Genomic DNA, 3132 nt, shown 5'->3' on the forward strand with positions numbered 1-3132 from the left:
CTTGCCTATTCCAAGACCCGCCCTGTCCGGGACGGGCTGAAACAGCAGAAAAACGCCAAAGCAAAAGCAGCCTACCGTCAGAAGCATGAAAGTGACTTTATCATAGCAGACGCAGCCGCCCGCTATTTCAGGGAGAACGGCATTTCCAAGCTGCCGAGCTATAAATCCCTGCAAGCAGAGATTGAAAGCCTTATCAAAGAGAAAAACAGCGGCTACAACGATTACCGGGCAAAACGGGAGGAGTACCGCCGCTTGCAGACTGTCAAGGGCAATATCGACCAGATTTTACGCCGGAGCGAGCCGCAGCGCAGAAAGGAGCAGAGCCATGAACGGTAATATCCCCCGCATGGACTACCGCCAGTACCGGGCAGCCCGCCGCCTTGTGCATGAGTGCTGCAACTATGACAGCGGGAACTGCCTGCTGTTGGAGGACGGCGAGCCTTGCGTGTGTGTACAGAGTATCAGCTATTCGCTGCTCTGCCGCTGGTTTACCGCCGCTGTCCTGCCCCTTGATGAAGCACTGGAAGCCGCCCTCTTGCGCCGGGGAAGCCGGAAACGCTGCGCTGTCTGCGGGGCGTTCTTCTTCCCAAAATCCAACCGGGGGAAATACTGCCCGGACTGCGCCGGACGCATGAAGCGGATAAACGCCGCCAAACGGAAGCGGAAACAAAGGGAGAAATGTCACGCTTTAGGGCATTTCAAACCCGCATAAATCAAGGCTTTTTTGGAGGGTGTCAAAGGGTGCGTGATACATTTATCCTTTTCCCTTAAAAACGCCCCCTAAAAGCGTAACAGAACCCACAGACAGACACCACAAGGAGGTGAACCCTATCGCTGATTATATGACCGCAGGAACGGAGCTGCCCGCTTACCTGCCTTACCCCCGTTTCCTGCTGGAAACAGACCTATCCCACACCGCAAGAGAGTTATATGCGCTGCTGTTAGACCGTTCCACCCTTTCGCAGAAGAACGGCTGGCAGGACAGCGAGGGACGGACATACATTGTCTACCCCATAGCAGAGATAGCGGAAATGCTGGATAAAGGCTGCACCACCATAAAGGGCGCACTGAACGAACTGGACGCTGCCGGGCTGCTGGAACGCAGACGGACGGGCTTTTCTGCCGCCAACCGTCTGTATGTGAAAGTGCCGCCTATCCCAGTGGTACAGTTTTCCGACCAACTGACGGACGGAAAACCGCCCCTCATAAGGGCGGGAAACCGACCAACTGACAGCCGGAAAACTGACCTTATGACGGTCGGAAAACCGTCCCCTAACCAAACTAATATAAACAACCTAATAGAGAGCCAAACAAAAGGAGCGAGTGAGGGGCAGCCCCCCGCCGCTTATGGCAGATATAAAAATGTATTTCTTTCTGACACAGAACTTTTGGAGCTGGAACAGGACTTCCCCGGCAAGTGGGAGTATTACCTTGACCGCCTTTCCTGCCACATCGCTTCCACCGGGAAGCAGTACCAGAGCCATGCAGCCACCATTTACAAGTGGGCGCAGGAGGACGCTGCCAAAGAGAAGCCAAAGAAAGGCATACCGGACTATTCATTCAAGGAGGGAGAAAGCCTATGACCGATACAATCCACAACACCATACTGCCTATGACCGACACCACAGCCGAGCCGGAGGATTACACCGGGGAGGACGGGCTTTTATACTGCGGCAAATGCCGGAAACCCAAAGAAGCCTATTTCCCGGAGGGCAAGACCTTTTTCGGGCGTGACCGCCACCCGTCAGAGTGCGACTGCCAGCGGGCAGCCCGTAAGGAACGGGAAGCCGCCGAGAAGCGGCGCAGCCACCTTGAAACGGTGGAACGGCTGAAACGGCAGGGCTTTACAGACAAGACCATGCAGGACTGGACATTTGCCAACGATAACGGCAGCTGCCCGCAGATGAAGAACGCCGCCGGATATGTGGCACGCTGGGAACAGATAAAGGACGGGAACTACGGGCTGCTCTTGTGGGGCAGGGTAGGCACTGGGAAAAGCTATTTTGCCGGGTGTATTGCAAACGCCCTCATGGAGCAGGAAGTCCCGGTGTGCATGACAAACTTTGCAGCAATATTAAACGACCTTGCCGCCAGCTTTGCGGGCAGGAACGAATATATTTCCCGCCTTTGCAGCTTCCCCCTGCTCATCATTGACGATTTTGGAATGGAGCGTGGCACAGAATACGGTCTGGAACAGGTCTACAATGTGATTGACAGCCGCTACCGGAGCAGGAAGCCGCTGATTGTGACGACCAACCTCACGCTGGAGGAATTGCAGCACCCGGAGGACACCGCCCACGCCCGGATTTATGACCGCCTGCTTGAAATGTGTTCCCCTCTCTGCTTTACCGGGGAGAATTTGAGGAAAGCCGCCGCACAGGGAAAAATGGAACAGCTGAAACGGCTGCTTGCCGGAAAGGAGATTTGCCTATGACCGACACCCAGAGAAACAAACGCCCTGCCCGCCGCCCGGACTGCGTGACCGAAACGAGGATAGGCAACACAATCCTTGTGGTGTCTGGCTTTTTCAAGGAGGGGGCGACCGACACCGCCGCTGACAAGATGATGAAAGTGCTGGAAGCAGAAGCCGCCGCCGGATATTTGACCTGTGATAAGCCTGATTGAAAAACCGTCATTTTTACCGACCGTAAAGAAGCAGATTTGACGCTTTTGCCGCTATACAGACAGCCGCCCCATGTGGTACAATCAAGGTACGGAATAGTGGGGCTGGCTGTCGGAAACGGAGGAATTTATGTTAAGACAGACCACCCAGCAACTCATTACCGCCCTTTACCCAAGACTGTCCCATGAGGACGAGCTGCAAGGCGAGAGCAATTCCATTTCCAACCAAAAGAGGATTTTGGAAACCTATGCCAAACAGAATGGATTTTCTAATCTGCGCTGGTACACCGACGACGGTTATTCCGGTGCGAACTTTCAAAGACCCGGATTTCAAGCCATGCTTGCAGACATTGAAGCAGGGAAAGTCGGGACAGTTATCGTCAAGGATATGTCGAGGTTAGGGCGAAACTACTTACAGGTGGGAATGTACACAGAAACATTATGGACAAGGACACAAAAGGCAGACCGTGAAACGGGCTGCTGACAACAAATAAAGGCTGAATATCAGGC

General features: G+C 54.1%; 4 protein-coding genes and 2 pseudogenes. All 6 read left to right on the forward strand.

Annotation, left to right across the window (positions count from 1 at the left end; translation table 11 throughout):
• Positions 1-336, forward strand: a pseudogene (locus I2C21_RS17315) (relaxase/mobilization nuclease domain-containing protein); the annotation flags it as partial.
• Positions 326-712, forward strand: a complete 387-nt coding sequence (locus I2C21_RS17320; RefSeq protein ID WP_002594234.1) for a cysteine-rich VLP domain-containing protein — start codon at positions 326-328, stop codon at positions 710-712. The pseudogene I2C21_RS17315 and the gene I2C21_RS17320, both read left to right, overlap by 11 nt.
• Positions 713-842: 130 nt before the next feature.
• Positions 843-1583, forward strand: a complete 741-nt coding sequence (locus I2C21_RS17325) for a replication initiator protein A (RefSeq protein ID WP_002594233.1) — start codon at positions 843-845, stop codon at positions 1581-1583.
• Entirely contained in the window at positions 1580-2434 is an 855-nt protein-coding gene (locus tag I2C21_RS17330; RefSeq protein WP_002594232.1) for an ATP-binding protein, read from the forward strand. Before I2C21_RS17325 ends, I2C21_RS17330 begins: the two co-directional genes overlap by 4 nt.
• Complete coding sequence (locus I2C21_RS17335) at positions 2431-2625, forward strand: transposon-encoded TnpW family protein (protein ID WP_002594231.1); 195 nt, start codon at positions 2431-2433, stop codon at positions 2623-2625. Before I2C21_RS17330 ends, I2C21_RS17335 begins: the two co-directional genes overlap by 4 nt.
• Before the next feature lie 127 nt (positions 2626-2752).
• Positions 2753-3067: pseudogene (locus I2C21_RS17340) on the forward strand (recombinase family protein); the annotation flags it as partial.
• Positions 3068-3132: the final 65 nt, after the last annotated feature.

Source organism: Clostridium sp. J1101437_171009_A5 (assembly GCF_015547905.1).
In the GTDB taxonomy this organism is placed as follows: domain Bacteria; phylum Bacillota; class Clostridia; order Oscillospirales; family Oscillospiraceae; genus Pseudoflavonifractor_A; species Pseudoflavonifractor_A gallinarum.

Bases quoted from the DNA above. Each gene is read 5' to 3' on its own strand.
- I2C21_RS17320 (WP_002594234.1), top strand. From the start codon at position 326: ATGAACGGTAATATCCCCCGCATGGACTACCGCCAGTACCGGGCAGCC.
- I2C21_RS17325 (WP_002594233.1), top strand. From the start codon at position 843: ATGACCGCAGGAACGGAGCTGCCCGCTTACCTGCCTTACCCCCGTTTC.
- I2C21_RS17330 (WP_002594232.1), top strand. From the start codon at position 1,580: ATGACCGATACAATCCACAACACCATACTGCCTATGACCGACACCACA.
- I2C21_RS17335 (WP_002594231.1), top strand. From the start codon at position 2,431: ATGACCGACACCCAGAGAAACAAACGCCCTGCCCGCCGCCCGGACTGC.